Annotated in this window: 22 protein-coding genes; 18 read left to right on the forward strand and 4 right to left on the reverse strand. The window is 56.9% G+C overall.

Going from position 1 to position 24,834, the window contains the following annotated elements; translation table 11 throughout:
- Positions 1-79 precede the first annotated feature (79 nt).
- From AB5Y99_RS11930 to ptsG, 3 genes are all read left to right on the forward strand, one after another.
- Positions 80-1,393: a maltoporin gene (locus AB5Y99_RS11930; RefSeq protein ID WP_005349751.1), complete on the forward strand. Its 1,314-nt coding sequence runs from the start codon at positions 80-82 to the stop codon at positions 1,391-1,393.
- A 91-nt stretch (positions 1,394-1,484) separates the two neighbouring features.
- Positions 1,485-2,456, forward strand: a complete 972-nt coding sequence (locus tag AB5Y99_RS11935) for a MalM family protein (protein ID WP_005358661.1) — start codon at positions 1,485-1,487, stop codon at positions 2,454-2,456.
- Positions 2,457-2,879: 423 nt separating this feature from the next.
- Entirely contained in the window at positions 2,880-4,310 is a 1,431-nt protein-coding gene (gene ptsG, locus AB5Y99_RS11940; protein WP_216956132.1) for a PTS glucose transporter subunit IIBC, read from the forward strand.
- 270 nt (positions 4,311-4,580) lie between these two features.
- Here ptsG and AB5Y99_RS11945 read toward each other — a convergent pair whose 3' ends face one another.
- From AB5Y99_RS11945 to map, 4 genes are all read right to left on the reverse strand, one after another.
- Complete coding sequence (locus tag AB5Y99_RS11945; RefSeq protein ID WP_005338583.1) at positions 4,581-4,964, reverse strand: DUF3461 family protein; 384 nt, start codon at positions 4,962-4,964, stop codon at positions 4,581-4,583.
- Between the two features lie 128 nt (positions 4,965-5,092).
- Entirely contained in the window at positions 5,093-5,920 is an 828-nt protein-coding gene (gene dapD, locus AB5Y99_RS11950; RefSeq protein ID WP_005338581.1) for a 2,3,4,5-tetrahydropyridine-2,6-dicarboxylate N-succinyltransferase, read from the reverse strand.
- Positions 5,921-6,094: 174 nt separating this feature from the next.
- Positions 6,095-8,743, reverse strand: coding sequence for a bifunctional uridylyltransferase/uridylyl-removing protein GlnD (gene glnD, locus AB5Y99_RS11955; RefSeq protein ID WP_368209774.1), 2,649 nt, complete (start codon positions 8,741-8,743; stop codon positions 6,095-6,097).
- A gap of 85 nt (positions 8,744-8,828) precedes the next feature.
- Complete coding sequence (gene map, locus AB5Y99_RS11960; protein ID WP_005338579.1) at positions 8,829-9,617, reverse strand: type I methionyl aminopeptidase; 789 nt, start codon at positions 9,615-9,617, stop codon at positions 8,829-8,831.
- A gap of 371 nt (positions 9,618-9,988) precedes the next feature.
- Between map and rpsB the strand changes: the two genes are divergently transcribed.
- The 15 genes from rpsB (at position 9,989) to rnhB (ending at position 24,826) form a co-directional block, all read left to right on the forward strand.
- Positions 9,989-10,717, forward strand: coding sequence for a 30S ribosomal protein S2 (rpsB, locus tag AB5Y99_RS11965; protein WP_005303470.1), 729 nt, complete (start codon positions 9,989-9,991; stop codon positions 10,715-10,717).
- A 104-nt stretch (positions 10,718-10,821) separates the two neighbouring features.
- The gene (gene tsf / locus AB5Y99_RS11970; RefSeq protein ID WP_005338578.1) at positions 10,822-11,703 is read left to right on the forward strand and encodes a translation elongation factor Ts; all 882 of its coding nucleotides are present in this window, start codon (positions 10,822-10,824) and stop codon (positions 11,701-11,703) included.
- Positions 11,704-11,774: 71 nt separating this feature from the next.
- The gene (pyrH, locus tag AB5Y99_RS11975; protein WP_005338577.1) at positions 11,775-12,509 is read left to right on the forward strand and encodes a UMP kinase; all 735 of its coding nucleotides are present in this window, start codon (positions 11,775-11,777) and stop codon (positions 12,507-12,509) included.
- A gap of 101 nt (positions 12,510-12,610) precedes the next feature.
- Positions 12,611-13,168 carry a ribosome recycling factor gene (gene frr / locus AB5Y99_RS11980; protein ID WP_005338576.1) on the forward strand — a complete coding sequence of 186 codons (558 nt, stop codon included), beginning with the start codon at positions 12,611-12,613 and terminating at the stop codon, positions 13,166-13,168.
- Between the two features lie 72 nt (positions 13,169-13,240).
- Positions 13,241-14,017: a polyprenyl diphosphate synthase gene (uppS, locus tag AB5Y99_RS11985; protein WP_005338574.1), complete on the forward strand. Its 777-nt coding sequence runs from the start codon at positions 13,241-13,243 to the stop codon at positions 14,015-14,017.
- A gap of 27 nt (positions 14,018-14,044) precedes the next feature.
- On the forward strand, positions 14,045-14,902 hold the full coding sequence (locus AB5Y99_RS11990) for a phosphatidate cytidylyltransferase (protein ID WP_026034918.1): 858 nt from the start codon (positions 14,045-14,047) through the stop codon (positions 14,900-14,902).
- Positions 14,902-16,098, forward strand: a complete 1,197-nt coding sequence (ispC, locus tag AB5Y99_RS11995) for a 1-deoxy-D-xylulose-5-phosphate reductoisomerase (RefSeq protein ID WP_323890815.1) — start codon at positions 14,902-14,904, stop codon at positions 16,096-16,098. Before AB5Y99_RS11990 ends, ispC begins: the two co-directional genes overlap by 1 nt.
- Positions 16,098-17,450, forward strand: coding sequence for a sigma E protease regulator RseP (gene rseP / locus AB5Y99_RS12000; RefSeq protein ID WP_323890817.1), 1,353 nt, complete (start codon positions 16,098-16,100; stop codon positions 17,448-17,450). Before ispC ends, rseP begins: the two co-directional genes overlap by 1 nt.
- Positions 17,451-17,484: 34 nt before the next feature.
- A complete protein-coding gene (gene bamA / locus AB5Y99_RS12005; protein ID WP_120414972.1) occupies positions 17,485-20,016 on the forward strand; it encodes an outer membrane protein assembly factor BamA in 2,532 nt (843 codons plus the stop codon).
- A gap of 149 nt (positions 20,017-20,165) precedes the next feature.
- On the forward strand, positions 20,166-20,678 hold the full coding sequence (locus AB5Y99_RS12010; RefSeq protein WP_005338563.1) for an OmpH family outer membrane protein: 513 nt from the start codon (positions 20,166-20,168) through the stop codon (positions 20,676-20,678).
- Between the two features lie 3 nt (positions 20,679-20,681).
- Positions 20,682-21,701, forward strand: coding sequence for a UDP-3-O-(3-hydroxymyristoyl)glucosamine N-acyltransferase (gene lpxD, locus AB5Y99_RS12015; protein WP_041201824.1), 1,020 nt, complete (start codon positions 20,682-20,684; stop codon positions 21,699-21,701).
- A gap of 24 nt (positions 21,702-21,725) precedes the next feature.
- Positions 21,726-22,187 carry a 3-hydroxyacyl-ACP dehydratase FabZ gene (gene fabZ / locus AB5Y99_RS12020; RefSeq protein ID WP_005338559.1) on the forward strand — a complete coding sequence of 154 codons (462 nt, stop codon included), beginning with the start codon at positions 21,726-21,728 and terminating at the stop codon, positions 22,185-22,187.
- Positions 22,188-22,192: 5 nt separating this feature from the next.
- Positions 22,193-22,984: an acyl-ACP--UDP-N-acetylglucosamine O-acyltransferase gene (gene lpxA / locus AB5Y99_RS12025; protein WP_005338557.1), complete on the forward strand. Its 792-nt coding sequence runs from the start codon at positions 22,193-22,195 to the stop codon at positions 22,982-22,984.
- Positions 22,977-24,116 carry a lipid-A-disaccharide synthase gene (gene lpxB / locus AB5Y99_RS12030; protein ID WP_139493641.1) on the forward strand — a complete coding sequence of 380 codons (1,140 nt, stop codon included), beginning with the start codon at positions 22,977-22,979 and terminating at the stop codon, positions 24,114-24,116. Before lpxA ends, lpxB begins: the two co-directional genes overlap by 8 nt.
- A gap of 119 nt (positions 24,117-24,235) precedes the next feature.
- Positions 24,236-24,826: a ribonuclease HII gene (gene rnhB, locus AB5Y99_RS12035; RefSeq protein WP_043818967.1), complete on the forward strand. Its 591-nt coding sequence runs from the start codon at positions 24,236-24,238 to the stop codon at positions 24,824-24,826.
- Positions 24,827-24,834 lie beyond the last annotated feature (8 nt).

Here is a 24,834-nt window from a genome sequence, read left to right on the forward strand (position 1 = left end):
CACCAACAGGATTACATGGTGATAAGAAGTTGAATATTCAGGATCACACTCCTCACTGCGGGAAATAAGGAATATGACAATGAAAATGAAGTGGCTCCCGATTGCAGCAGCTGTTACTGCCGCCCTGGCTTCCCAAGCCGCCTTTGCCGTAGATTTCCACGGTTACTTCCGTTCCGGCGTCGGTGTTTCCGGCGACGGCGACATGGTTAAATACAACGTCAATAAAGTTGGCCGTCTGGGTAACGAAAATGATACCTACGGTGAAGTGCAACTGGGTCAGGAAGTATTCAACAAAGATGGCAAGACTTTCTATGTTGATTCCATGTTTGCCATGGCTTCCAACGGTTCAAACGACTGGGAAGGTACCGGTACTGTTTGTAACTTCGATGCCAAGCAGTGCAATGGTGATTCTGACTTCGCTCTGCGTCAGTTCAACGTACAAGCCAAAGGCTTGCTGAACTTTGCTCCTGAAGCAACCCTGTGGGCTGGTAAGCGTTACTATCAACGCCATGACATCCACATCTCCGACTTCTACTACTGGAACATCTCCGGTGCTGGTGCTGGTATCGAAGGCATCCAGGCTGGTCCGGGTAAAGTCTCTTTCGCATGGGTACGTAACGACCGTAGCGCAAAAGACGTGTTCGGCGAGTACACCAATACCGGTACCAGTGCAGCTCCAAACTACGTGAAGAACGAAGATCTGAACGTCAATACTCTGGATCTGCGTTATGCCGGCATCCCGCTGTGGACCGATGCCTCTCTGGAACTGGGCGTGGATTACGCTCTGGTCAATGAAACCAATGATCAGAAAGCACTGAAGAAAGATCCGCAAGATGGCGTCATGCTGACTGCTGAACTGACCGCAGGCATCCTCGGTGGTTTCAACAAAACCGTGCTGCAATACGGTACCGAAGGTTACTCCAAGACCATGGCTTTCTACGGTGATGGTTCTTGGTACGGCGCTGAAGCCAAAGACGGTGCCGATGGTTTCCGTATCATCAACTGGGGCGTTGTTCCGATGGGCAACTCTTGGGAGATGGGTCATCAGCTGGTTTACGGTGTAGGCAACGAAATGTGGGATGGCAACGACAAGTACGAAACCATGTCCGCTGTTATCCGCCCGATGTACAAGTGGGATGACTTCAACAAGACCATCTTTGAAGGCGGCTACTTCAAGGACAACAACAAGTCTACCAATGGTAGCGAAGACAAAGATGCTGGCTACAAGCTGACCCTGGCTCAAGCCTGGTCTGCCGGTTCCAGCTTCTGGGCCCGTCCGGAAATTCGTGTGTTCGCCTCCTATCTGGCTAACGACGAAGACAAGAAAGTCTTCGAAGGCAATACCTCCAAAGACACCTACCAGTTTGGTGTGCAAGCAGAAGCTTGGTGGTAAGCAAAAGTTTAAGTTAAGTTAGTGACTGCCCCCTTATGGGGGCAGTTTTGTTTCGCCGGATCACGGCCACCGGATTATGGAGATAAGAAAAATGAAACGGGTAAAGATGTCTATTGCAGCCGTAATCACTGCGCTATTAACCGGTTGTGCCGGAAACATGGTTGTTCCTCTGCAAGAACATGGCTCGATCTTGAGCGATGCAGATCAAGCCAAGCAAGCGTTGGCCAAAGCCTCCAGCTGCTGTGTGGCGTTTAAAGATTTCAGTTATGCCCCCTTGCCTGAAGGTGAGACCTTGCTGGCGATCGATGGCAAGCAACCCACTTTTCAGTTTGATGAGGGGATGAGTTACTTTGCGGCTTATCGCCTACCGACCAACACCGGCAATCTGGCGATCAGCCTGGCATCACAGGTGAGTAAAACCGTGATGGTGCCCAAGGTTATTATGCTGGATGCCGAGTTCAAGGTGACTCGGGTCCTGGGTGAGTCAGTATTCAGCTATCAACCTGCTCACTTGCTCGATAACGACCGTATTGAAGGGCGTGTTTTTGTTGACCGCAGCATGCCTGGCAACCCGGCCAGCGAAACATACATGATCGTTTATGCGCCCGCGGATAAGCTCTCAGGCAGCACAACAATCCTGCATCCATCAAAAGCATTTGCTCGCGCTAATGGTACCGTTGAGCCTGATATCAAGGATCCGGTAATTCCGCACTCCCCTTGGGGTTTGGTGCAGATCAAAGTCAAAGATATGGCCCGTGGGAGTGGCCTTGAAGCGGTATTCAAACCCGAATATGCCGACAAGGTGGCCATGAGCCAGGGTCAGCAGGTTGCAGCGATAGCGACTACCGCAGCCGTTACCACAACTGCAACAGCTGCGGTCGCAGCCAAACCTGCTCCTGCCATGTTGAGTGAAACTGAAGCCTTCTACCAGAGCCAGATCGAAAAAGCGGTCAAGGCGGGGGATATCGACAAGGCGATGAAGCTGGTGAACGAGGCCGAGCGGGCTGGTTCAACCAAAGCAAAAAGCGTGTTTATTGATGCGGTCAAGCGCTCGCAAAAATAGAGTAATACGACCGTTTGCTGGTCAGATATATTTGTTGAGGCCTCCCTTGTTGGAGGCCTTTTTAATCGGTAGACTGTAATAAATAAAAATCACGCCGTTACATTGAGTTACATTGAGTTGCTATTTGATATAAACTGCATTGTTAAAATACAAAGTGAAACTGCTATTTATATGTCTTTGTAATAAAGTGATAATGCGGATTATTAACTTATATTAGAGGCGTTTTTTAGCCGCTAAACAAGTTGTGATCTTCCCTCCAAATTCAATATTCCCCCGCCTTCGAAAGCAGCAATTTATGACCCGCTGGGTTATATTCTGATGGTCAAAATAAACAAGCCCGACTCGAAGATATCTGAATGAATCAGTGCTTATTTCATCCAGATAGATCGTTCAGGGACGACAATCCATTCAGGAGCGCACACAATGTTCAAAAATGCTTTCTCTAATCTGCAAAAGGTTGGTAAGGCGCTGATGCTGCCAGTATCAGTCTTGCCAGTCGCAGGTATTCTGCTGGGGGTGGGTGCTGCCCACTTCAGCTGGATGCCGGAAATTGTCTCCCAATTGATGGAGCAAGCCGGTGGTTCCGTATTTGGCCAGATGGCCCTGCTGTTTGCAGTGGGTGTTGCTCTGGGCTTTACCAATAACGACGGTGTATCTGGTCTGTCAGCCATCGTTGGCTACGGCATCATGGTCGCAACCCTTAAGGTCATGGCACCTGTGATGGGTGTTGAAACCATCGAAACCGGCGTGCTGGGTGGTATCCTGGCTGGTGGTATCGCCGCCTGGGCGTTTAACCGTTTCTACAAGATCCAGCTGCCAGAATACCTGGGCTTCTTCGCGGGCAAACGTGCCGTACCCATCATCACCGGTTTCCTCTCCATCGGTCTGGGTGTGATCCTGTCCGTGATTTGGCCGCCAGTGGGTGGCGCCATCGGTGCCTTCTCTGACTGGGCTGCCAACCAGAACCCGGTACTGGCCTTCGGTATCTACGGCGTGGTTGAGCGCTCCCTGATCCCGTTCGGTCTGCACCACATCTGGAACGTACCGTTCTTCTATCAGGCTGGTACCTGCGTCAACGGTGCCGGTGAAACTGTTCACGGTATCATGACCTGCTTCCTGACTGCTGATGACGCTTCCCGCGCTGCCGGTAACGGCTTCGGTCAGCTGGCTGGTGGCTACCTGTTCAAAATGTTCGGTCTGCCTGCTGCTGCGTTCGCCATTGCTCACGCTGCCAAGCCGGAAAACCGCGCCAAGATCGTTGGTATCATGGCCTCTGCAGCCCTGACCTCTTTCCTGACCGGTATCACCGAGCCGATTGAATTCTCCTTCCTGTTCATCGCTCCGGTTCTGTACGCAATCCACGCTGTACTGGCTGGTCTGGCTTATGTGTTGACCAACTCTCTGGGTATCGTACACGGTCACACCTTCTCCAACGGCTTCATCGACTTCGTGGTGCAATCACCGCGTGCCGACAACATGCTGCTGCTGGTAGGTCTGGGTCTGGTTTACGCGGCCATCTACTACGTGGTATTCAGCTTCGTTATCCGTGCCATGAACCTGAAAACCCCGGGTCGTGAAGACGAGACTACTGAAGAGGCTGTTGGCCAAGGCAAAGACGAGATGTCTGCTGCTCTGGTTGCCGCCTTCGGTGGTAAAGAGAACATCGCTTCTCTGGATGCCTGCATCACCCGTCTGCGTGTTGGTGTGAAAGATGTTGCCAAGGTTGACCAGGCTGGTCTGAAGAAACTGGGTGCTGCCGGTGTGGTAGTGGCTGGTTCCGGCGTTCAAGCCATCTTCGGTACCAAGTCCGACAACCTGAAAACCGACATGGACATCTGGATGAAGAGCAACTAATTCTGTTGCCTGAATATCAGCGTGTTTGAAGAGGGAGGCGAAAGCCTCCCTCTTGCTATTTGTGGTTGCTTGTAGCGTGTCTCGGGGCTTGGCAGGGGTTGTGTTTTCGAAGGGGCGATATGTAACGGGTTGCCCAATGGTGGCCCAACAGCACAAGGTGGTGTGCTCCGCTCACCTTATCGCACGGCATTGCCAGATAACCCCATAGTCCCATAAAGCCAGCCAATAAAAAGAGCGCCACCTGGGCGCTCTTTTGTCGAGTCGGGGGGATTAGAGTTTCTCCAGATCCCGTTCGATTTCGCTGATCTTGTTCTGTACCACTTTTTCCAGATGGCGCAGGTCGCGCAGGATCTTCTGCTTGATGTCCGGGTCGGCCTGCTGATGGACGCCCTGGGTCAGGTTGTCCAGCTCGTCCACCACATACTTGAGGTTGGCGTTGATCTCGGTGACATCCTTGTACTCATGGGTACCGGAGTCGACCAGCATGGTCTTGCGCTGGCGGGGATACTTGAATTTGACACTCTTGGCGAAGAACTCGCCCTTTTGCTTCTTGAAGTAGATCTTGAGGATGTCGTGGTTGGCCTCCTGGCGCAGGGTGTAGCTGTCGACGGAGGCGGGATCCTGGATCCCCAGGCTCTTCAGATTCTCGTACATCAGGCTTCCTCGGTTTGAAACGATCCTGTCCCATCCATCTTAACCGATGCCTCATGGCTTGCCTGTGACAGGGGCGCCAAAATCAAAAGGGCGCCATCAGGCGCCCTTTTGGGTCACAGCAATGCTGATTACTCGTCGATGGAGCGCAGCAGGGCGTTGATGCCGACTTTGGCGCGGGTTTTGGCATCGACCTTCTTGACGATCACCGCCGCGTAGAGGCTGTACTTGCCGCATTTGGAGGGCAGGGAGCCGGAGACGACCACGGAGCCAGCCGGTACGCGGCCGTAGTGAATTTCGCCGGTTTCGCGGTCATAGATGCGGGTGGACTGGCCGATAAAGACGCCCATGGAGATGACGGAACCTTCCTCAACGATCACCCCTTCAACCACTTCGGAGCGGGCACCGATAAAGCAGTTGTCTTCGATGATGGTCGGGTTGGCCTGCAGTGGCTCCAGTACGCCACCGATGCCGACGCCGCCAGAGAGGTGGACGTTTTTGCCGATCTGGGCGCAAGAGCCGACAGTGGCCCAGGTATCGACCATGGTACCTTCGTCAACGAAGGCGCCGATGTTGACGTAGGAGGGCATCAGCACGGTATTGGGGGCGATAAAGGAGCCTTTGCGGGCGGTTGCCGGCGGCACCACGCGCACACCCGCTTCCTTGAACTGCTCGGCGGTGTAGTTGGAGAACTTGAGGGGAACCTTGTCGTAGTACTGGGCATCGTCGCCCTTGATGATGCCGTTGTCGTTGATGCGGAAGTAGAGCAGTACCGCTTTCTTCAACCACTGATGGACAACCCACTCACCGGCGATCTTCTCGGCAACCCGTGCCTTGCCGGAGTCCAGCAGGTCGATGGCTTGCAGGATGGCGGACTTGGTGGCGCTATCCACGGAGCCCGGAGTAATGGTGTCGCGGCGCTCGAAGGCCGCTTCAATGATCTGTTGCAACTCGGTCATGACAGGTTTCCTTTAAAAAATTCTGTTTGTTGTATCACACTTTTCCGACTGTTTTTAAGGGGTTGACCGGAATTCTTCCGGCCAGCGGCCATTTCTTCATCAGGTGTGCGCCAACCAGTTGTTTGGTATGGCAAAAAACGCCCGACAACCAGCCTCTTTCGAATCACTCTTCGCTTAATCCAGTACCGACTGTTGGGGATTGAGTTGGTGTACCAGTCGCTCTTCCAGCTGTTTTTGCTGCTCGGCGGTCAATGGCTCGCCATCGAGGCTGGTCAGGCTGAAAAAGTCCTCGACCCGCTCGCCGAAGGTGGCGATTTTGGCGGCGTGCAGCGACAGGCCGCACTGCTGGAAAACGGCGCCGATCCGGGCCAGCAGGCCGGGGGTATCGAGGGCGGTCAGCTCCATCAGGGTGTGACGGCTCTCCCCTTTAGTGGGCGAAGAGCGGGGCAGGAAGACCACCCGGGTCGGCACGCTGAACTGGCGGTGGCGCCGCGACAGCGGCTTGTTGCGCAGCACCAGCTTGCCAGGCTCCTGCAGCGCCTTCTCCAGCGCTTTCTTGATTGTGGCGGTACGGTTGGGGCTGATGGGCTCGCCGCTCGGCTCCAGCACCACGAAGGTATCGAGCACATAGTTACTGCGCGAGTTCATGATCTGGGCGTCGTGGATGTTGAGGTTCTTCTGATCCAGTGCCGAGGCGACGGTGGCAAACAGATTCGGGGTATCGCGGCAGTAGATAAATACCTCGCTGCCGCCGCGGGTCGGGTGTTTGCCGATGATCACCAGCGGTGCCGGATTGTCGCCATGCTCGATGATGTGGCGGCAGTGCCAGGCGATCTGCTCCGGGCTGTGACGCAGGAAGTAGTCGGCCTTGAAATCGGCCCAGAGCTGATTGATTGCCTCTTCCGATACATCCCGTTGCGCCAGCAGTTGCTTGGCCTGACGCTGGTTTTCGCGAATGCGCAGCCGCATGTCGGGCGGGTTCTCCAACCCCTGGCGCAGCGCCTTCTGGGTGGCGAAGTAGAGCTCCCGCAGCAGGGTGCCCTTCCAGTCGTTCCACAGGGTGTCATTGGTGGCGCAGATATCGGCCACGGTAAGGCAGTAGAGCAGGTCGAGATGCTGCTCGTCGCGCACCTTCTGGGCAAAGTCGGTGACCACGTCGGGATCGTAGATATCGCGGCGCTGGGCGGTGACCGACATCAGCAGATGGTGGCGCACCAGCCAGGCGACCAGTCTGCTCTCGTAGCGATCCAGACCGTGCAGCTGGCAGAACTCCAGCGCATCGACGGCGCCGAGTTCCGAGTGATCGCCGCGCCGTCCCTTGGCGATGTCGTGGAACAGGGCGGCGATGCTGAGCAGCTCCGGTTTGCGCAGCCGGGTGAAGACCTCGTGGCAGAGCGGGTGGCTCTGGCGACTGGCCGGATTGGGAAACTGGTGAATGTTCTTGAGTAGCCGATGGGTGTGCTCATCCACCGTGTAGGCGTGGAACATGTCGAACTGCATCTGGCCGACGATCAGGTTCCACTGGGGCAGATAGGCCGCCAGAATGCCGTACTTGTGCATCAGGGTGAGCGGCAGGCCGATGCCGTTGGGGTGGCGCAGCAGCGCCATAAAGAGGCGACGGCAGTCGGGTAAGTCTTGCAACCAGCAGTTGAGTTTGCGGCGCGCCTCGCGCAGTTGGCGCAAGGTTGCCGAGTGGATACCCGCAATCTCGGGGTGTTGGGCCATCTGATAGAAGAGGCGCAGGATAGCGGCCGGTTCACGGCTAAACAGCTCCGCATCCACCGCATCGATGAGGCGGCCACGAAGCTGGAACTCGTCGGAGAGGCGGCGCACATCCATGGCGGTGTTGCCGAGGATCGCCTCGTCAAACAGCTGCAGCAGCATCTCGTTGAGCTCCGAGACCCGCCGCACAGTCTGGTAGAAGCGCTTCATCATCTGCTCGACCGGAGTGTTGCCTTCCCCCTCGAACCCCAACATCTGGGCCACGGTGCGCTGGCGATCGAACAGCAGGCGGTTATCCCCCTTATTGATGGCCATGTGCAGGGCGAAACGCACCTTCCAGAGAAAATTCTGGCAGTCGAGCAGCTCACGATACTCGGCGCGGTTGAGAAAGCCGTGGCTGGTCATCTCGAACAAGGTGGTGGCGCCAAAGTGGCGGCGGGCGACCCAGGCGAGGGTTTGAATATCCCGCAGACCACCCGGATTGCTCTTGAGATCGGGCTCCAGCTTGTAGGCGGTGCCGAGAAACTGCTGATGACGCTCCGCCTGCTCCTGGCGCTTGGCGCGAAAGAAGGCTTCGCTCGGCCAGAAGTGCTGGGGGCCGGTGGCCTCTTTCAGTTGCCGGAAGCCTTCCTGGCGACCTGTGATGTAGCGGGCCTCAATGAGGTTGGTTGCGACCGTAATATCGGCGCGCCCCTGCTCGAGGCACTCCGCCACGTTGCGCACCGCCTGACCCACCTCAAGCTTGAGATCCCACAGCAAGGTGATGAACTCGCCGATGCGCAGTCCCAACACCTCGTCCAGCTCGTCGCCGTCATAGAGGAGCAGCAGGTCGATATCGGAGTGTGGGTGCAGCTCGCCGCGGCCATAGCCCCCCACCGCGATCAGGGTCAGATCGCTCTTGTCAAAGCCGAACTTCTGCCACAACCGGCAGAGCAACTGATCCATGTACTCGGAGCGGGTGGCGACCAGCTCGATGATGTTGTCGCCGGCATCAAAACGGGCGTGCAGCCAGCCGAGAAAGCGGCTCAGGTACTCTTTGCAGTTGTCGCGAGTGAGCTGGTCATCGGGTAACAAATGGGGGGAAAGCAGGCTGGCGTCCATGGCATCTCACACACAGTGGCAGGCAAATAGCTGAAACAGAAGTAAAAACCCCGGCGCTTTGGAAGTTCAGGGCCGGGGTTCGATGTTAGCTGTGTTTGATGAAGCGGTCGATAGTGTCATCGGGGCGCAGGGTAAGCACCTCGCAGCCATCCTCGGTCACCAGCAGGGTGTGCTCCCACTGGGCGGAGTCGCCGCCATCCTTGGTGGTTACGGTCCAGCCATCCTTCGGATTGACCTTGCAGTGATACTTCTTGCTGTTGACCATGGGCTCGATGGTGAAGCACATGCCCGCTTTCAGCTCCAGCTTGCCGCTGTTGCGGTAATGGAGGATCTGCGGCTCTTCGTGGAACTCGGCACCGATACCGTGACCGCAGTAGTCACGCACCACGGAGAAACCGGCCTTCTCGACGATGGGCTGGATGACGGCGCCAATCTCGGTGATGCAGGCACCCGGGCGCACCTTCTTGATGGCGGCGTAGAGGCTCTCTTGCGCAACTTTGCAGAGCTGGCGGCGCAGCGGGGTGGTCTCGCCCACGATGAACATGGCCGAGGTGTCACCGTGGTAACCATCCTTGATAACGGTGATATCCAGGTTGATGATGTCGCCATCGCGCAGCTTCTTGTGATTCGGGATACCGTGGCAGATCACATCGTTTACCGAGGTGCAGATGGATTTGGGGAAGCCGTGGTAGTTGAGCGGAGCTGGAACCGCCTGTTGTACGTCGACAATATAGTCGTGGCAGAGGGTGTTCAGTTCGTCAGTGGTGACGCCAGCTTTGACATGGGGCGCAATCATGACCAGCACATCGGCGGCCAATTGGCCGGCAACGCGCATCTTTTCAATCTCTTCCGGTGTCTTGATTTTAATGGACATGGGATCTCTCTTGCGGCCTGCCACTGGGCCTGCGAGGGCAGACAGGACAGGTAATGAAAAATAGATGCGTTTGCAATCAGGGCAAAATTTTATCCGCAACCCCCGCGTACTTCCAGTGTGATTGTCATCACAACGTCAAATCGGCGTCGCAGCATCCTCTGGCGGGATCCATATTTACACCTGTTTAGGGTGTCGGCCGGTGGTGTCCTGAACAAAGTTATGGTATAAAGCGCGCCGGAATGGGGAACTTGCGTCTCGATTTCATCACCCTTACTTAAACAACACACACACATCGACACATATGCCGGGGTGCCTTAACGGGTCGGTTATATGGGATGTGTGGAGGCCTAACCCCAATACAGAGGTATAAAATGGCTAAAGTTTCTATGCGCGACATGCTGCAAGCCGGCGTTCACTTCGGTCACCAGACTCGTTACTGGAACCCGAAAATGAAATCCTACATCTTCGGTGCCCGCAGCAAAGTTCACATCATCAACTTGGAAAAAACCGTTCCGATGTTTGACGATGCCATGAACTTCATCAGCTCCGTAGCTGCCAAGAAAGGCAAGGTACTGTTCGTTGGTACCAAGCGTGCCGCGTCTGAAGCCGTAAAAGAAGCCGCTGAGCGTTGCGACCAGTTCTATGTAAACCACCGCTGGCTGGGCGGTATGCTGACCAACTGGAAAACCGTTCGTCAGTCTATCAAGCGCCTGAAAGATCTGGAAACCCAGAGCCAAGACGGTACCTTCGACAAGCTGACCAAGAAAGAGGCGCTGATGCGTACTCGCGAAATGGAAAAGCTGGAGAAGAGCCTGGGTGGTATCAAGAACATGGGCGGCCTGCCTGACGTTCTGTTCGTTGTCGATGCCGACCACGAGCATATCGCTATCAAAGAAGCCAATAACCTGGGTATCCCGGTAGTTTCCATCGTTGATACCAACTCCAACCCGGACGGCGTTGACTATGTCATCCCGGGTAACGACGACGCTATCCGTGCCGTACAGCTGTACCTGAATGCTGCTGCTGACACCGTACTGGAAGCTCGCGCTCAGGACATCGTTGTTCAAGCCGAACAAGATGGCTTCGTTGAAGCTGAGTAATTGATAAGGACTGTAAAGCCCTTATTAACCAAGCTGATGTAATTGGTTAGCAGGGGCCCTTGTGGCCCCTGTTTCTTGTCAATTCAAGACCGAGGATACTGGACATGGCTAACGTTACTGCCGCCCTGGTAAAAGAACTGCGCGAGCGCACTGCCGCTGGCATGATGGATTGCAAAAAAGCACTGGAAGAAGCTGCTGGTGATATAGAGCTGGCAATTGAGAACATGCGCAAATCCGGTCAGGCCAAAGCCGCCAAGAAAGCTGGCCGTATCGCCGCTGAAGGCGTTATCTTTGCTCGCACCGAAGGCAACGTTGCCGTCATGATCGAGCTGAACAGCGAAACCGACTTCGTCGCCAAAGATGCCAGCTTCATGGCAATGGGCCAGAAGATCGCTGACATCGCTGCGACCCAGAAAATTGCTGACGTTGACGCGCTGAAAGCCGCTGACTTCGGTAACGGCGAATCCGTCGAGCTGACCATCACCAACCTGATCGCCAAGATCGGTGAGAACATGAACCTGCGTCGCGTGATGCTGGTTGAAGGTGACAACCTGGGTACCTACGTTCACGGTTCCCGCATTGGTGTTATCACCAAGCTGACCGGTGGTTCTGCCGAGCTGGCCAAAGATCTGGCCATGCACGTTGCTGCCAACAGCCCGCAATTCGTCAAGCCTGAAGACGTGTCTGCTGAAGTCGTTGCCAAAGAGCGCGAAATCCAGATCGACATCGCCATCAACTCCGGTAAGCCGAAAGAGATCGCCGAGAAGATGGTTGAAGGCCGCATGAAGAAGTTCACCGGTGAGGTTTCCCTGACTGGTCAACCGTTCGTGAAAGATCCTTCCATGACCGTTGCCGAACTGCTGAAGAAAGAAGGCGCTGACGTTGTTTCCTTCACCCGTTTCGAAGTGGGCGAAGGCATCGAGAAGCAAGAGACCGATTTCGCTGCTGAAGTTGCAGCCCAAATCGCGGCCGCTCAAAAGGCCTAATCGAACCGGTTTTTCCGTTTCCCCAGACCGCGACTTATGTCGCGGTCTTTATATGACCAGGAATCAGTGACATGAGTACCAATCCCAAACCTGCATACAGACGTGTTCTTCTGAAGTTGAGTGGTGAAGCCCTGCAAGGATCCGAGGGTTTCGGCATTGATCCCGCGGTGCTGGAGCGGATGGCCCAAGAGATCAAAGAACTGGTTGAGTTGGGTGTTCAGGTCGGTCTGGTCATCGGTGGCGGCAACCTGTTCCGTGGTGCCGGTCTTGCCAAAGCGGGCATGAACCGCGTGGTGGGCGACCACATGGGTATGCTGGCAACCGTGATGAACGGTCTGGCCATGCGTGATGCCCTGCATCGTGCTTATGTGAATGCCCGTCTGATGTCTGCCATCTCCCTGCAGGGGGTCTGTGACTCCTACAGCTGGGCCGAGGCAATCAGCCAGCTGCGTGCTGGCAAAGTCGTTATCTTCTCTGCCGGTACCGGCAACCCCTTCTTTACTACCGATTCTGCGGCTTGCCTGCGCGGGATCGAGATCGAAGCTGACGTGGTGCTCAAAGCCACCAAGGTTGATGGTGTATACAACGAAGATCCGGTCAAGAATCCGGATGCCGTGCTGTATCATGAACTGAGTTATGATGAAGTTCTTGAAAAAGAGCTCAAGGTGATGGATCTTGCTGCCTTTACCCTGGCACGTGACCATGATCTGCCGATCCGCGTGTTCAACATGAACAAACCGGGTGCCCTGCGCCGGGTTGTCATGGGTGAACCGGAAGGCACTCTGATCCACCACGTTGGTAAATAAGATAAAAGTGAGCCACCTGGCGCTCTTATCCTATCCATCACCTCAGTAAATAAGATAGACACGGGCCGTGTAGCGGCTCGTTCGCCAAAAGGAAAACCACTGTGATCAACGAGATTAAAAACGACGCCAAGGACCGTATGGGCAAGAGCGTAGAAGCGCTCAAGACTCAAATGTCCAAGATCCGTACCGGCCGCGCTCACCCGAGCCTGCTCGACGGCATCCAGGTTGAGTATTACGGTGCTGCCACTCCGCTGAAACAGTTGGCCAACGTCGTGGCAGAAGATGCTCGCACCCTCTCCATCTCCATTTTTGACCGCTCCATGATCCAGGCGGTAGAGAAGGCGATCCTGACCTCCGATCTGGGCCTGAACCCGTCCAGCAATGGCCAGACCCTGCGCGTGCCGCTGCCGCCGCTGACCGAAGAGCGCCGTCGCGACCTGACCAAGATCGTCCGTGCCGAAGCGGAAAACGCCCGTGTTGCCGTGCGCAACATCCGTCGTGACGCCAACGCTGATCTGAAAGCGCTGCTGAAGGACAAAGAGATCTCCGAAGACGACGATCGTCGCGCCCAGGAAGAGATCCAGAAACTGACCGACTCCTACATCAAGCTGGTCGATGAGGCCCTTGCCGTAAAGGAGAAGGAGCTAATGGAAATCTAACCGTCTGAAAGGTATATTACGAGCGCCGTGTAGTGCCCCTGCACGGCGCTTTTGTCTTTGTGGGAGAATTACATGTCGCTTTTGGCTGCGTTGGGTGATTGTGCCAACTCGTCTTTACCCCGTCACGTCGCCATCATCATGGATGGTAACGGTCGCTGGGCCCAGAACCGAGGCAAGATGCGGGTTTATGGGCACAAGGCGGGCGTCAAGTCAGTGCGCGAGGCCGTTACCTTTGCTGCGCGTGCCAAGATCGAGGCATTGACCCTGTTTGCATTCTCCAGTGAGAACTGGCGCCGCCCGGAAGGGGAGGTCAGTGCCTTGATGGAACTGTTCATCACAGTGCTGGGTCGTGAGGTGCAGAAACTGCACAACAACGGGATCCGGCTCAAGGTGATTGGCGATACTGCTCGCTTTAGTGAGCGGTTGCAGGCCAAAATCGCCAAGGCGGAGGCCTTGACCGCCAATAACAAGGGGTTGACCCTGAACATTGCGGCCAACTATGGCGGCCAGTGGGATATCGCTCAGGCGGCCCGCAAGCTGGCCAAAGCAGTGGCGGCCGGTGAACTGGCCGCTGACGACATTGATGAATCCATGTTGACCCGTGAGGTTTGCATGGCCGATCTGCCACCCGTGGACCTGTTGATCCGCACCGGTGGCGATCATCGCATCAGCAACTTTGTGTTATGGCAGCTCGCCTATGCCGAGCTCTATTTTACCCCGGTATTGTGGCCCGATTTCAACGAGGCCGAGTTCAGTGAGGCGGTCGCCTCTTTCGTTGCCCGCGAGCGTCGCTTCGGTTGCACGGGTGAACAGATACGGGAATTGATCGCCGAGCAGCAGACCGGCTAAACCCCGCTCCCAAGAGAGAGGTTTCTTTTGCTAAAACAACGAATTATTACTGCTTTGATGTTGATCCCCCTGGTGTTGGGGGCGCTCTTCTTTCTGCCATTGAAATTTTTTGCCCTGTTGGCAGCGCTGGTGTTTTTGTTGGCCAGTCGCGAATGGAGCGGGTTTGTCTCTGCTGCTCCGCAGCAATGGTTGCCCATCGTATTTTGTCTGTTGCTCGGTGCCAGCCTCTTTTGGTTGCCGGTGGAGCAACTCTGGACGCCCCACCTGCACCCCCTCGTGATGGGCGTGCTCTGGACAGCGGTAAGCTGGTGGCTGCTGGGTCTGCTGCTGGTGCTGCGCTATCCCCAAAGCGCCAAGCTGTGGAAAGAGTCTATCTGGCTCAAGTCGCTGTTTGGTCTGGTGACCCTGGTTCCTTTCTTCTGGTCGCTGGTCGCCATCCGTGGTTACAACTTTTACCATGACCCCATGATGGGCGCCTGGATCCTGTTGTTCGTGATGGGACTGGTCTGGGCGGCAGATTCTGGCGCGTATTTTTTCGGCAAGGCGTTCGGTAAGCACAAGCTGGCACCGGCTGTGAGTCCGGGCAAAACCATCGAAGGAATGTGCGGCGGCCTCTTTACCGCCAGCCTGCTGGCCATCGGTGTCACCTGGTCGATGGGATTTGTTCCTGCCAAGATGATCACCGTGCTGTTTTGCTCTCTGCTGGCGGTGCTAGCCTCCGTACTCGGTGATCTGACCGAGAGCATGTTCAAGCGCGAAGCCGGTATCAAGGACTCCGGCACCCTGTTGCCGGGTCATGGCGGCATTCTCGACCGGATCGACAGCCTGACCGCCGCCCTGCCGGTGTTTCTGCTCAGTTATCTGCTACTCAGTCAGGAGTTTTGATGCACAAATCACTGGTTATTCTGGGGGCCTCTGGCTCCATTGGTCAGAGTACCTTGAAAGTGCTGCGCCATAACCCGGGCAGTTGGCAAGTGTTGGCGTTGACCGCCGCCCGCAACGTGGATGCCATGTTGCGGGACTGCCTCGAATTCTCCCCCCGTTTTGCCGTGATGGTCGATGAGGATGCCGCCCGTGAACTCGCTGCCCGTCTGAAAGCGCACGGCAGTGCGACCCGGGTCATGTCTGGTGCAGCAGCCCTCTGCGAGGTTGCCGCTCACCCGGACGCCCATAGCGTGATGGCCGCCATTGTCGGTGCGGCCGGACTGGCCCCGACCATGGCCGCGGTACGTGCCGGCAAGCGAATTTTGCTGGCCAACAAGGAGGCGCTGGTGATGTCCGGTGCTTTCTTCATGGAGGCGGTGCGCGAGCATGGCGCCGAGCTGCTGCCCATCGACAGCGAACACAACGCAATCTTCCAGTGTCTGCCGACTGCCGTGCAGCGCCAGCCCGGTTTTTGCGATCTGGCGGCGGCGGGGATCAGCAAGATTTTGCTGACCGGTTCCGGCGGCCCGTTCCGTTACACCGAGATCGGCGAGCTGCCCAAGGTGACACCGGCGCAGGCCATCGCCCATCCCAACTGGTCGATGGGGGCCAAGATTTCGGTCGACTCCGCCACCATGATCAACAAGGGGCTGGAGTACATCGAGGCGCGCTGGCTGTTCAATGCTGCGCCCGAGCAGATCCAGGTGGTGATCCACCCGCAGTCGGTGATCCACTCCATGGTGCAGTACAAGGATGGCTCCGTGCTGGCTCAGCTTGGCAATCCGGATATGTGTACCCCCATCGCCCATGCGCTGGCTTATCCCAATCGCATCCCCTCCAGTGTGGAACCTTTGGATTTCTTCAGTGTCGGAGAGTTCAGCTTTATCCGGCCTGATTATGATCGCTACCCCTGTCTGGCGCTGGCCATCAATGCCTGCCAGAAGGGACAAGCGGCGACCACTGCGCTTAATGCAGCCAACGAGGAGGCGGTTGCCGCCTTCCTGGCCGGGCGCATCGGTTTTATGGATATTGCCCGGATCAACGAGGCAGTGATGCTGGCGCTGGAGAGCAGCGCCATCGGCTCGCTCGATGATCTGTTTGCCCTGGACGGTGCGGCAAGAGCCCGTGCTCACACTTTGATTGAGGAGCTTGGCTGATGGGCGGTGTGTTGTGGAATATCGGTGCCTTTGTTGTTGCGCTGGGCCTGCTGGTCGCGGTGCACGAGTTTGGTCACTTCTGGGTGGCCCGTCGTTGTGGCGTCAAGGTTGAGCGCTTCTCTATCGGTTTTGGCAAGGCGATCTGGCGCCGGATGGGTAAAGATGGCACCGAATATGTGCTGGCGCTGATCCCGCTCGGTGGTTACGTCAAGATGCTCGATGGCCGGGTCGATGAACTCAAGCCCGGTGACGAGCAGTATGCCTTCAACCACAAGAGTGTCTGGGCGCGGATGGCGATTGTCGCCGCAGGTCCTATGGCCAACTTCGTCTTTGCCCTGTTTGCCCTCTGGCTGATGTTTATCATCGGGGTGCCGAGCGTCAAGCCGGTGATCGGTGAAGTGCGTCCGGCATCCATCGTTGCCGAGGCGGGTGTGCTGCCGGGGATGGAGATTGTCGGGGTCGGCGATGAGCAGACCGGTGACTGGGAGAGCGTCACCTACGCTCTTATCAGTCATCTGGGTGATGATGCAGTGACTCTCAAGGTGCAGGCACCCAATACCAGCTATGCCACCGATAAAACCTTGTCGCTGACCGGCTGGACCTTCGATCCGGATAAAGAGTCGCCCATCGGCAGCTTGGGGATCGTCCCCCTGAGTGGCAAAGTGCTGCCAGTCGTGGCTGCCGTGGTGGCCAAGAGTGCCAGTGAAAGGGCGGGGCTGCAGGTTGGTGACCGTATCAAACAGGTCGGCGATCAGCCTATTACCGCGTGGGCCCAGTTTGTCGAGCTGGTGCAGCAGGCTCCGGGCGAACCCCTGCAAGTGGTGGTTGAGCGCAACAACAGTGATCTCAACGTGACCCTGACCCCTGATAGCCGCAAGGTGCAGGGCAAGCTGGTAGGATTCGTCGGTCTCTCGCCGCAACTGGTTCCATTACCGGATGAATATCGAATTCTGTTACAGTATGGGCCTTTGCAGGCGCTGTGGCATGGCGCGGACAAGACCTGGAGCCTGATCACGCTCACCTTTGACATGATTGGCAAGTTGATCGGTGGCATCGTGTCGCTGGACAACCTGAGCGGCCCCATATCCATTGCCAAGGGCGCCGGCAGCAGTGCCGACTATGGTCTGGTCTATTTCTTGAGTTTTCTGGCGCTGATCAGCGTCAACCTGGGAATTATCAATCTGTTCCCCCTGCCGGTGCTCGATGGTGGCCATCTGGTCTATTTCCTGATCGAAGCGGTCACCGGCAAGCCGGTATCAGAGAAAATACAGGAAGTGGGTTTCAGGATCGGCGCCGCCATTCTGATGTTATTGATGGGCATTGCGCTGTTTAACGATTTCGCTCGCCTCTGAGGCCAGAGCATCAACAAGGACACATAAGAACAAAATGGCTGTTAAAAAAGCATTGGTGTTGAGTTGCCTGCTGGGTGCCAGTTTCCTGGCCCAGGCGGCCCCTGCCTCTTTTGTGGTGCAAGATATCCAGGTCGAAGGTCTGCAACGGGTGACCCTGGGTGCCGCACTGTTGAACCTGCCGATCCGGGTCGGTGATACCGTCGATTCCGTGGCTCTGGCCAGCGCCATCAAAAAGCTCTATGCCTCGGGTAACTTCGAGGATGTGAAGGTTTACCGTGACGGCCAGGTGCTGCAGGTGATGGTCAAGGAGCGGCCGACCATCTCCAGCATCGAGTTTGCCGGCAACAAGGATATCAAAGAGGAGCAACTGACCCAGAGTCTGGAGTCCTCAGGTATTCGTGTGGGTGATCCGCTGGATCGCACCGTGCTCACCTCCCTCGAGAAGGGGCTGGAAGATTTCTACTATGGCGTGGGTAAATACTCCGCCAAGGTCAAGGCCATCGTCACCCCGTTGCCGCGCAACCGGGTCGACCTCAAGTTCACCTTCGTGGAAGGGGAAGCGGCCAAGATCCAGCAGATCAACATCGTCGGCAACAGCGTCTTCCCTGAAGAGAAGCTGATTGCCCAGCTCTCCCTGCGCGACGAAGTGCCCTGGTGGAACTTTACCGCCGACCAGCGCTATCAGAAGCAGAAACTGGCCGGTGATATCGAGACCCTGCGCTCCTACTACATGGACCGCGGCTATATCCGCTTCCAGCAGGAGTCTACCCAGGTCTCCATGACTCCCGACAAGAAGGGCGTCTACGTCACCCTCAACATCAAGGAAGGGGATCAGTACAAGGTCTCCGGTGTCCAGCTCAAGGGTGACCTGATCGACCGCGGTGGCGAGATGAAGGGGTTGATCCCGATCGCTGCCGGCAGCACCTACTCCGCCAGTCAGGTGACTCATACCGAAGAGGTGCTCTCCAAGTTCCTCGGCCGTTACGGCTACGCCTATCCGAAAGTGGTCACCTTCCCGCAGGTCAATGACAAGACCAAAGAAGTGGAGCTGATCGTCAACGTTGAGCCTGGCCCCCGTGTCTATGTGCGCAACATCAACTTCAGCGGTAACGCCACCACCGAAGATCAGGTGCTGCGTCGCGAGATGCGCCAGATGGAGGGTACCTGGCTCTCCTCCGACAACATCGAGCAGTCCAAGAGCCGTCTCAACCGTCTTGGTTATTTCGAGAGCGTCGAAGTGGACACCAAGCGGGTGCCGGGCAACGATGATCTGGTTGACCTCGACTTCAAGGTCAAGGAGCAGCCAGCCGGCTCCATCAACGCCGGTATCGGTTATGGTACCGAATCGGGTCTGAGCCTGCAGGCGGGGATCTCTCAGAATAACTTTATGGGTACCGGTAAAACGGTCTCCATCAACGCCAGCACCAACGACTACTCCAAGAACGTTGACCTGAGCTACAACGACCCCTACTTCACCGTAGATGGTGTCAGCTTGGGTGGTCGGGTCTACTACAACCAGTTCCGCGCCGATGATGCCGATATCGTCGATTACGAGAACGAAACCATCGGTTTCCGTCTCTCCAGCGGCTTCCCGGTCAACGAGTTCAACCGTCTCGACTTCAGTACCGGTATCGAGAGCACCAAGCTGAGTCGTCCCTCATTCAATAGCCAGAACTATCAGGAATGTCTAAAGGACAATCCGGATACTGACGGCAATACCTATTGCTGGGATCAGTGGAACGATAACCGCCAGTCGGTGCAGATGGATCAGTTCTGGAATCTCTATTCACAGGATGGTTCCAACCTCGACTTTGTGACCGTCGATGTCACTGCTGGCTGGACCCGCTCCACCCTGAACAAGGGGATGTTCCCGACCGCCGGTGACCGCCAGCGTGTCAACGCCAAGGTGACTGTACCGGGCATGGAACTGCAGTACTACAAGCTCTCCGCTGAAGATGCCCATTACTTCCCGCTCGATGCGGATCATAACTGGGTGATGATTGGCAAGGGGCGCGTCTCCTACGGTAACGGCTATGGCGATGACCCCATGCTGCCGTTCTTCGAGAACTACTATGCCGGTGGTTTCGATACGGTACGTGGCTTCAAGAGCAACACCATTGGTCCCAAGGCGATTTACAAGACCTACAACAAACCGGGGGTTGGCACTTGTACTGGCAGTCAACCTTGTGAGACCGGCAGTTATGAAGGTTCCGACACCTCGGTGGGCGGTAACGCTCTGGCCGTTGCAACACTGGAGCTGGTCTTCCCGACCCCGTTCGTCTCCGAGACCTATCGTCCGCAGATCCGTTCCACCGTCTTTATGGATGCAGGTACCGTCTGGAGCACTGATTTTGCCAACGGAGCATATCCTTGCGCCGCCGGTTCTGATTGCAACTATCTGAGCCAGGACTACTCCAGCCCGGGCAATATCCGGGTCTCTGCCGGTGTCTCCCTGCAGTGGCTCTCGCCGATGGGCCCGCTGGTGTTCGCCTTGGCCAAGCCGATCAAGAAATACGAAGGGGATCGCACCGAGTTCTTCTCCTTCAACATCGGTCGTACTTTCTAAGCAGAGTTTCGCCCCCACCCATGCGGTGGGGGTCTTCAATGATGGGACGCGCGGTATGCGTGCCTCACCAGGTAACAAGACGGTCCTAACGCCGCTTGCATAATCGGGTAAATCAGGTAGCCCTCGCCATGAGGGAACAAGGAGTAAGTGTGAATAAAGCGTTGAAAGTAGCTGGTTTGAGCTTTGCACTGATGGCTGCCGGCATGGGTTCTGCCTTCGCTGAGACCAAGATCGCCGTGGTTGATATGGGCGAAGTCTTCCAAAAGCTGCCCCAGCGTGAAGCCGTTGCAGCCAAGCTGAAAGGTGAATTCGAGCCGCGCATGCGTGAGCTGCAGAAGCTGGAACAGGAAGGCCAGAAGCTGGTCGAAAAGTTCCGCAAGGATGAAGCCTTTATGAGCGCCGAGCAGAAGAAGCAGAATCAGGAGAAGCTGGCCAAGCTGCAGATGGAGTTCAACCAGAAGCGTCAAGCCTTTGAGCAGGACAACGGCCGCCGTCAGTCCGAAGAGCGCAACAAGATCCTGACCAAGGTGCAGGCAGCCATCGATTCCATCGCCAAGAGCAATGGTTACGATCTGGTGCTGGAGCGCAATGCCGCCCCGTATGCCGCCAGCAAGCTGGACATCTCCGGCCAGGTTATTTCTCAGGTAAGCAAGAGCAACTAATTGATGGCATTCACTCTCGCACAGCTGGCCCAGCAACTGGGGGCCCAGGTCCATGGCGACGGAACCCTGGAAATCCGCAAGGTAGCGACACTGGAAAAGGCCGGGGAGGGGGATATCACCTTCCTGTCCAACAAGAAGTACCGGCACTATCTGGAGCAGAGCAAGGCGACCGCCGTGCTCATTACAGAAGCGGATCTGCCATTTTGTCCCACCAATGCCTTGGTGCTCAAAGACCCCTATGTGGGCTTTGCCCGGGTAGCCCAACTGCTGGACACCACCCCGCAGCCGGCCACGGATATTCATCCGAGTGCCGTTATCGCGGCTGACGTGCAACTGGGCGAGAGAGTGGCCATCGGCGCCAATGCAGTGATCGAATCCGGTGTCGTGCTGGGTGACGATGTACGCATTGGCCCGGGCTGTTTTGTTGGCAAAAATACCCGGCTGGGAGCCCGCTCCCGGCTGTGGGCCAACGTCACCCTCTATCACAATGTGACCATGGGCTCCGACTGTCTGGTTCAATCCGGCACAGTGATCGGGGCCGATGGTTTCGGTTATGCCAACGAGCGTGGCGAGTGGATCAAGATCCCCCAGCTCGGCGGTGTGACCATTGGCAACCGGGTCGAGATCGGTGCCTGTACCACCATTGATCGCGGTGCGCTGGAAGATACCCGCATCGCTGACAACGTCATCATCGACAACCAGTGCCAGATCGCCCACAACGTGGAGATCGGCTACGGCACCGCCGTGGCGGGCTCCACCGTGATGGCTGGTAGTCTCAAGGTCGGCAAATACTGTATCATTGGCGGCGCTTCCGTCTTTAACGGGCATATGGAGATCTGCGACCAGGCCACCGTCACCGGTATGGCCATGGTGATGCGACCCATTACCGAGCCCGGTGTCTACTCTTCCGGCATCCCTCTGCAAACCAATAAAGAGTGGCGCAAGACCGCCGCCCGGGTGATGCGTATCGAAGAGATGCACAAGCGGTTAAGCAAGCTTGAGAAGAAGCTGGATCAAGAATAATCACGATTGGTATAGGGTACTGTTTTGACTACTGAAAAGAAGAGCCTGGGTATCCAGGAAATCATGGATCTGCTGCCCCACCGTTATCCGTTTCTGATGGTGGATCGTGTAGACGACTACGAGATCAGCGATGAACGCAAAACTCTGCGTGCCATCAAGAACGTCTCGTTCAACGAGCCGATCTTCCAGGGGCACTTCCCGGCCAAGCCGGTGTTCCCGGGCGTACTGATCCTGGAAGCGATGGCACAGGCCACCGGTATCCTGGCCTTTACCATGGTGGGCAAGCCGTCTCCCAACGAACTCTACTATTTTGCCTCAATCGACAACGCTCGCTTCAAGCGTCCGGTCGGCCCCGGTGACCAACTGGTGCTCGACGTGGAGTTCCTGAAAGAGCGTCGCGGTATTGCCAAGTTCACCGGTGTCGCCACCGTCGACGGTGAAGTGGTCTGTACCGCCGAGCTGATGTGCGCCAAACGCGAGGTTTAACACACGTGATCGACCAGACTGCCATCATTCACGATACTGCCATCGTCCATGAGTCTGCCGTGATCGGTAAAGGGGTTGAAATCGGCCCCTTTTCTGTCATCGGCGCCGAGGTGGAAATCGGTGACAACACCTGGGTAGGTTCCCATGTGGTGATCAAGGGCCCGACCAAGATTGGTCGCGGCAACAAGATCTTCCAGCACACCTCCATCGGTGAGGATTGCCAGGACAAGAAGTACGCCGGTGAGCGCACCTTCCTCGAGATTGGCGACAACAACGTCATTCGCGAGAACTGCACCTTCCACCGTGGCACCATTCAGGATCAATCCCTGACCAAGGTGGGCAGTGGCAACCTGTTCATGGTCAACGTTCACGTTGCCCACGATTGCATCATCGGTGACAACTGCATCTTCGCCAACAACGCGACCCTGGCGGGCCACGTGGTGATCGGTGACTTCGTGATCTTTGGTGGTCTCTCCGCCATTCACCAGTTCGGCCGCGTCGGTTCCCACGCCTTCGTCGGTGGCTGCGCCGCCCTGAACAAGGATGTGCCGCCTTACGTGATGGCTGCCGGCAACTATGCCAAGCCGTTCGGGGTCAACTCCGAAGGTCTGCGTCGCCGCGGTTTCAGCGCTGAGGCTATCTCTGCCGTCAAGCGTGCCTACAAAGAGATCTTCCGCTCCGGCAAGACCATCGAAGAGGTGCTGCCGGTGCTGATCGAGATGGCGCAAGCCGAACCGGCCGTCCAGCTCTATGTGGACTTCCTCAAAGATAACGAGCGCGGGATCATCCGTGCCTGATCCGGTTCGTATCGGTATCGTCGCCGGAGAAGTCTCCGGCGACATTCTGGCTGCCGGTCTGGTGCGCGAGCTGCAAGCCCGCTACCCGGATGCGCAGTTTGAAGGGATCGCCGGGCCGCGGATGCAGGCCCTCGGCGTCAAGGCCCTGTTCGAGATGGAAGAGCTCTCCGTCATGGGGATCACCGAGGTGCTGGGCCGTCTGCCGCGCATTCTCAAGGTCCGTCGCGAACTGTTGCGCCACTTTATTGCCAATCCACCCGATATCTTCATCGGCGTGGATGCACCGGATTTCAATATCGGAGTGGAGCTGAAACTGCGCCGCGCCGGTATCAAGACGGTTCACTATGTCAGCCCCTCGGTATGGGCCTGGCGCCAGAACCGCATTCACAAGATCAAGGCCGCCACCGACATGGTGCTCGCCTTCCTGCCCTTCGAGAAAGCCTTCTACGACCGCTTCGATGCCCCTTGCCGTTTTGTCGGTCACACCATGGCGGATGATATTCCGTTGGTGCCGGATCAGGCAGCCGTGCGTCGCAATCTCGGTATCGATGCCAATCGCCGCTGGCTGGCAGTGCTGCCGGGCAGCCGCACCGCAGAAGTGGGCTTTATGTCCCCCCTGTTTCTCGAGGCGTGCAAACACCTGACGGTGCGCTATCCGGATCTCGGCTTCATCGTGCCGCTGGTCAACCAGAAACGGCGCGAGCAGTTTATGGCCATCAAGGCCGAGGTAGCGCCGGGTCTCGACATGGTGCTGCTGGAAGGGCAGGGCCGCGAGGCGATGATCGCCGCTGACGTGGTGATGCTGGCCTCTGGCACCGCTGCGCTCGAAGCCATGCTGGTGAAAAAGCCGATGGTGGTGGGCTACAAGCTCAAGCCCTTCAGCTATTGGCTGGCCCAGCGACTGGTAAAGACCGAATTTGTCTCTCTGCCCAACCTGCTCGCCGGTCGCATGCTGGTGCCGGAACTCATCCAGCACGAGTGCACCCCGGAGAATCTGGTGGAAGAGGTGAGCAAGTACTTCGAGCACGACAACAGTGCACTGGTCAACACCTTCACCGAGCTGCACCAGCTGATCCGCTGCAATGCCGACTCGCAGTCTGCTGATGCGGTGGCGGATCTGCTCGGCAGATAACGCTATTTCGGACCGTCGATTGCGCCGCGCAGCCCGTTAATCCGTTTTCCGAGCGGTGATGCCGCGCCAGTCGACCCCTGTCAGGCCCCACGGGGCCTGTTTTGATTCAAGGCTACAAGATGATGATCGATATTCCTGACGACAAGCTGGTTGCCGGTGTGGACGAAGTGGGCCGTGGCCCCCTGGTGGGTGACGTGGTCACCGCTGCGGTCATTCTCGATCCCGCCAATCCGATCGCGGGGCTCAACGACTCCAAGAAGCTCTCCGAGAAGAAGCGCCTCGCCCTGTTTGACGAGATCAAAGAGAAAGCGCTCGCCTGGGCCATCGGTCGCGCCACTCCGGAGGAGATCGACGAGCTCAACATCCTGCATGCCACCATGCTGGCGATGCAGCGCGCCGTGGCGGGACTGAAGGTGACGCCCGAGCTGGTCTTTATCGATGGCAACCGTTGCCCGGCATTGCCGATGGAAGCGCGCGCCGTGGTCAAGGGCGATAGCCTGGTGGCCGCCATCAGCGCCGCCTCGATCCTCGCCAAGGTGACCCGCGATGCGGAGATGACCGAGCTGGACAGCCGTCATCCCGAATATGGTTTTGCCCGTCACAAGGGTTATCCGACCGCTGAGCACCTCGCCATTCTGGCCGAGCGTGGCCCGTTGCCCGAATATCGCAAGAGCTTCAAACCGGTGCGCCGTGCACTGGGGATCGAGTAGACCATGCC

Source organism: Aeromonas sp. R4-2 (assembly GCF_040908295.1).
In the GTDB taxonomy this organism is placed as follows: Bacteria; Pseudomonadota; Gammaproteobacteria; order Enterobacterales; family Aeromonadaceae; genus Aeromonas; species Aeromonas veronii.

Coding starts and splice junctions, on each gene's coding strand:
- AB5Y99_RS11930 (WP_005349751.1), top strand. CDS start 80: ATGAAAATGAAGTGGCTCCCGATTGCAGCAGCTGTTACTGCCGCCCTG.
- AB5Y99_RS11935 (WP_005358661.1), top strand. CDS start 1,485: ATGAAACGGGTAAAGATGTCTATTGCAGCCGTAATCACTGCGCTATTA.
- ptsG (WP_216956132.1), top strand. CDS start 2,880: ATGTTCAAAAATGCTTTCTCTAATCTGCAAAAGGTTGGTAAGGCGCTG.
- AB5Y99_RS11945 (WP_005338583.1), bottom strand. CDS start 4,964: ATGTACGAGAATCTGAAGAGCCTGGGGATCCAGGATCCCGCCTCCGTC.
- dapD (WP_005338581.1), bottom strand. CDS start 5,920: ATGACCGAGTTGCAACAGATCATTGAAGCGGCCTTCGAGCGCCGCGAC.
- glnD (WP_368209774.1), bottom strand. CDS start 8,743: ATGGACGCCAGCCTGCTTTCCCCCCATTTGTTACCCGATGACCAGCTC.
- map (WP_005338579.1), bottom strand. CDS start 9,617: ATGTCCATTAAAATCAAGACACCGGAAGAGATTGAAAAGATGCGCGTT.
- rpsB (WP_005303470.1), top strand. CDS start 9,989: ATGGCTAAAGTTTCTATGCGCGACATGCTGCAAGCCGGCGTTCACTTC.
- tsf (WP_005338578.1), top strand. CDS start 10,822: ATGGCTAACGTTACTGCCGCCCTGGTAAAAGAACTGCGCGAGCGCACT.
- pyrH (WP_005338577.1), top strand. CDS start 11,775: ATGAGTACCAATCCCAAACCTGCATACAGACGTGTTCTTCTGAAGTTG.
- uppS (WP_005338574.1), top strand. CDS start 13,241: ATGTCGCTTTTGGCTGCGTTGGGTGATTGTGCCAACTCGTCTTTACCC.
- ispC (WP_323890815.1), top strand. CDS start 14,902: ATGCACAAATCACTGGTTATTCTGGGGGCCTCTGGCTCCATTGGTCAG.
- rseP (WP_323890817.1), top strand. CDS start 16,098: ATGGGCGGTGTGTTGTGGAATATCGGTGCCTTTGTTGTTGCGCTGGGC.
- bamA (WP_120414972.1), top strand. CDS start 17,485: ATGGCTGTTAAAAAAGCATTGGTGTTGAGTTGCCTGCTGGGTGCCAGT.
- lpxD (WP_041201824.1), top strand. CDS start 20,682: ATGGCATTCACTCTCGCACAGCTGGCCCAGCAACTGGGGGCCCAGGTC.
- rnhB (WP_043818967.1), top strand. CDS start 24,236: ATGATGATCGATATTCCTGACGACAAGCTGGTTGCCGGTGTGGACGAA.